This is a genomic window from Lutibacter sp., assembly GCF_040883305.1.
Taxonomy (GTDB): Bacteria; Bacteroidota; Bacteroidia; order Flavobacteriales; family Flavobacteriaceae; genus Lutibacter.
Window position 1 is genome coordinate 1 of sequence record NZ_JBFLKT010000250.1, and the last position, 3949, is coordinate 3949.

Genomic DNA, 3949 nt, shown 5'->3' on the forward strand with positions numbered 1-3949 from the left:
GTAATATAAAATTTCAGTGTAGGCTCTTGTTAACGTATAATTAAATTTATTGCTGTTTAGGGCTGTTTTGAAATAATTTTCTTTCAATTCACAATTTTTAATAATTGCTGTTTCAAGTCCATATTTTTCAATTAAAATATACGACATTCTCAAAAGAACTTCGTGTGTAAAAAAAGAAGGACTTAAAGTACAATTTTCAATTTGTTCAATAAGTTCGTTGTCATTTAATTCATCAGGTGCGATCATAGCTTTCTAAATTGTTGTTTATTAATACTTTCTCTTTTAATACTATAGATGTATATTTATAAAAAAGGTTGCGTTAGAATTAGTACTTTTATCAAAATATTTTTAAAGAAATGCAAGCAGAAATAATTACTATTGGAGATGAAATTTTAATAGGGCAAATTTTAGATTCAAATTCGAAGTGGATTGCAGAAGAATTAAACAAAATTGGAGTTTCAGTTTATCAAATAACTTCCATTCAAGATTCAAAAGAGCATATTTTAAGAGCGTTAAATGAAGCACAATTAAATTCGGATATTGTTATTTTAACGGGTGGTTTGGGACCTACAAAAGATGATATTACAAAATTAACGTTAGCAGAATATTTTAATGATGAGTTGATTCTGAATGAAGAAATTGTTGCAAATATTAAAGAAATGTTTGCAAAGCTTAACTATCCTTTCTCAGTTATAAATAGAGATCAGGCGTTGGTGCCTTCAAAATGTATTCCTTTAAAAAATAATTGGGGAACAGCACCAGGAATGTGGTTTCGTGCTAAAAATAAAGTAATAATTTCTTTACCAGGCGTTCCAAATGAAATGAAGGGGTTAATGCAAGATAGCGTTTTGCCAAAACTAATTGAAACCTTTAAGTTGCCTTTTATTATTCATAAAACCATAATTACTTATGGAATGGGAGAAAGTATGGTTGCTGAACGCTTAGAAACTTGGGAAGATAATTTACCAAATTTTATAAAATTAGCCTATTTGCCAGCGTACGGAAAGTTAAGACTAAGATTAACCGCCAAAGGAATTGAAAAAAAGTTATTAGAAACGAGTATACGTTTAGAAGTAGAAAAACTTTTTAAAATAATTCCTGAAATAATTGTTGGATTTGATGATACAGAAACAATTGAGGTTGCCATTAATAAGTTGTTAAAAGAAAAAAAGCAAACTTTAGCAGTGGCAGAAAGTTGTACTGGAGGTGCAATTTCTAAAATGTTGACGGCAATTCCGGGTGCTTCGGGTTATTTTGTGGGAGGTATTGTTGCATATCAGGCATCACTAAAAATTTCTGAATTAAATGTAGCTAAAGAATTAATTGAACGTTTTTCTGTGGTAAGTGCAGAAGTTGCAGATGCAATGGCGATTGGAATTCAGCAAAAATATAAATCGGATTATGCAATTGCAACCACAGGAAACGCTGGGCCTACAACCGATTTAACAGACACAACAGTAGGGACAGTTTTTATTGCGATTGCTACTCCTACTAAGGTTTTTTCTAAAGAATACTTTTTTGGAAAGCCAAGAGAAAAGGTTATAGAAAGAGCTTCAAACAAAGCATTAGAATTGCTTAGAAAAGAAATTTTAAAAAACTAGTCAAATAAGTTTGTGTATTTAGATTTAAAAAATTAATTTTGCATCTCGTTTTGAGAATACATAAAAAAGGTACAGAAATATGTCAAGAGTTTGTGAACTTACTGGAAAAAAAGCAATGGTTGGAAACAATGTTTCTCACGCATTGAATAGAACAAAAAGAAAATTTGACGCTAATTTAATTAAAAAGCGTTTTTATATTCCTGAAGAGGATAAGTGGGTTACTTTAAAAGTATCTACTTCTGCCTTAAAGAATATTAATAAATTAGGAATCTCTGCTGTTATTAAAGACGCAAGAGAAAAAGGTTTTTTAAAAAAATAATAAGTAATGGCAAAGACTAAAGGAAACAGAATTCAGGTAATTTTAGAATGTACTGAGCACAAAGCTTCAGGGCAAGCTGGTACTTCTAGATATATTACTACTAAGAATAAAAAGAATACTCCTGATAGAATGGAAATTAAAAAATTCAATCCTATCTTGAAGAAAATGACTGTTCATAAAGAAATTAAATAATTAGAGGTTTTCATTTAGAAAACATCAAATAACATAGACCATGGCAAAGAAATCAGTAGCATCGTTACAAACAGGATCGAAAAGATTAACCAAAGCTATAAAAATGGTAAAATCACCTAAATCAGGTGCTTATACTTTTGTAGAAGCAATTATGGATCCAGCAAACGTAAAAGACTTTTTGAGCAAAAAATAAATTTTTGTTTTTAAAATAATATAAAGCTACTTTCAAACTATTGAGGGTAGCTTTTCTGTTTTTATATTTATAGTGTAAAATTGTAGAAAATGAGTTTATTTAAAAAAATATTTTCAAAAGAGAAAAAAGAAACATTAGACAAGGGTTTAGAAAAAACAAAAACAACTTTTTTTTCTAAGCTATCTAAAGCAGTTGCAGGTAAAACTAAAGTTGATGATGATGTACTTGATAATTTAGAAGAAGTATTAGTTTCTTCAGATGTTGGTGTTGAAACTACGCTTAAAATAATTGATAGAATTGAAGCTCGAGTTGCAAAGGATAAATATTTGGGTACGGATGAATTAAACAAAATTCTTCGTGAAGAAATTGCAGGTTTACTATCGGAAACAAATGTTGGTAATGAAACCGATTTCACAATTCCAACAGAGAAAACACCGTATGTAATTATGGTTGTTGGTGTTAACGGAGTTGGAAAAACTACAACAATTGGTAAATTGGCTTCACAATTTAAAAAAGCTGGAAAAAGCGTTGTTTTAGGTGCTGCAGATACTTTTAGAGCCGCTGCAATTGATCAATTACAAGTTTGGGCAGATAGAGTAGATGTTCCAATTGTACGTCAGGAAATGGGAAGTGATCCTGCATCTGTGGCGTTTGATACGTTAAAATCTGCCGTAGCTCAAAATGCTGATGTTGTAATTATTGATACAGCTGGAAGATTGCATAACAAAGTGAATTTAATGAACGAATTGACTAAAATAAAACGTGTAATGCAAAAAGTTATTGAAGATGCACCGCACGATGTTTTATTAGTTTTAGATGGTTCAACCGGTCAAAATGCTTTTGAACAAGCCAAACAGTTCACATTAGCAACGGAAGTAACCTCTTTAGCAGTTACAAAATTAGACGGAACCGCTAAAGGTGGTGTTGTAATTGGAATTTCAGATCAATTTAAAATTCCTGTTAAATATATTGGCGTTGGTGAAGGAATAGACGATTTACAAGTTTTTAATAAAATTGAATTTGTAGATTCTTTCTTCAAATAAAATAGTATAAATAAAATATTTAAAACCTCTTTTTCTAAAGAGGTTTTTTTATTTTTATACTTTCAATAAAAACTAATCACATGAAAAACCTATTTTCCTTAGTTGTATTATTAGTTCTTTTAGTTACTTCCTGCAAACAAAAAGAAAGTCCTGTTACTTTTACAAAATATGATGAAACTGCTGAAATAGCAACGCAACAAAATCACGAAATAGATAGAATGAAATTTAAACTAATTCAGTCTAAGTATTTGGATATGAATGACGTTTTTAAACCATTTGAGGAAGATTTAATTTATTTTTCCGAAGAAGATTACCAAAATTTAATTCCTTTTATAATAGAGAAAGATATTCCAACCATTCAAGAATATGTAAATAATAGAATTTTATCCTATGAAAGAATTGTATTGTTTTATTTATATAGAATTAGAAAATTTGAAAGTAATATTGATTTAGCATTGCATAGTATAATTTCTTTAAATCCTAATATTGTTAAAGAAGCACGTGAAAAAGATAGAAAACGGCCTTCAAATTTAAAAAACTCATTGTACGGCTTGCCAATATTTTTAAAAGATAATATTAATACTATTGGAATGCCAACTAC

6 protein-coding genes and 1 pseudogene are annotated in these 3949 nt (G+C 29.5%); 6 read left to right on the forward strand and 1 reads right to left on the reverse strand.

Features of this window, described 5'->3' with window-relative positions:
• A pseudogene (locus AB1Z17_RS07855) lies at window positions 1–246 on the reverse strand (hypothetical protein); the annotation flags it as partial.
• 110 nt (window positions 247–356) lie between these two features.
• On the opposite strand from AB1Z17_RS07855, the gene AB1Z17_RS07860 reads away from it, so the two are divergent.
• The 6 genes from AB1Z17_RS07860 to AB1Z17_RS07885 all read left to right on the forward strand — a co-directional run.
• The gene (locus AB1Z17_RS07860; RefSeq protein WP_368051252.1) at window positions 357–1601 is read left to right on the forward strand and encodes a competence/damage-inducible protein A; all 1245 of its coding nucleotides are present in this window, start codon (window positions 357–359) and stop codon (window positions 1599–1601) included.
• Between the two features lie 79 nt (window positions 1602–1680).
• A complete protein-coding gene (rpmB, locus tag AB1Z17_RS07865; RefSeq protein ID WP_134246433.1) occupies window positions 1681–1920 on the forward strand; it encodes a 50S ribosomal protein L28 in 240 nt (79 codons plus the stop codon).
• Between the two features lie 6 nt (window positions 1921–1926).
• Window positions 1927–2112 carry a 50S ribosomal protein L33 gene (gene rpmG, locus AB1Z17_RS07870; protein ID WP_089377388.1) on the forward strand — a complete coding sequence of 62 codons (186 nt, stop codon included), beginning with the start codon at window positions 1927–1929 and terminating at the stop codon, window positions 2110–2112.
• Between the two features lie 40 nt (window positions 2113–2152).
• Window positions 2153–2305 carry a DUF4295 domain-containing protein gene (locus AB1Z17_RS07875; RefSeq protein ID WP_368051253.1) on the forward strand — a complete coding sequence of 51 codons (153 nt, stop codon included), beginning with the start codon at window positions 2153–2155 and terminating at the stop codon, window positions 2303–2305.
• An 89-nt stretch (window positions 2306–2394) separates the two neighbouring features.
• Window positions 2395–3348, forward strand: coding sequence for a signal recognition particle-docking protein FtsY (gene ftsY / locus AB1Z17_RS07880; RefSeq protein WP_368051254.1), 954 nt, complete (start codon window positions 2395–2397; stop codon window positions 3346–3348).
• 80 nt (window positions 3349–3428) lie between these two features.
• The coding region (locus AB1Z17_RS07885) for an amidase family protein (protein ID WP_368051255.1) at window positions 3429–3949 on the forward strand (521 nt) is incomplete at its 3' end.

Bases quoted from the DNA above. Each gene is read 5' to 3' on its own strand.
- AB1Z17_RS07875 (WP_368051253.1), top strand. From the start codon at position 2,153: ATGGCAAAGAAATCAGTAGCATCGTTACAAACAGGATCGAAAAGATTA.
- AB1Z17_RS07860 (WP_368051252.1), top strand. From the start codon at position 357: ATGCAAGCAGAAATAATTACTATTGGAGATGAAATTTTAATAGGGCAA.
- rpmG (WP_089377388.1), top strand. From the start codon at position 1,927: ATGGCAAAGACTAAAGGAAACAGAATTCAGGTAATTTTAGAATGTACT.
- rpmB (WP_134246433.1), top strand. From the start codon at position 1,681: ATGTCAAGAGTTTGTGAACTTACTGGAAAAAAAGCAATGGTTGGAAAC.
- ftsY (WP_368051254.1), top strand. From the start codon at position 2,395: ATGAGTTTATTTAAAAAAATATTTTCAAAAGAGAAAAAAGAAACATTA.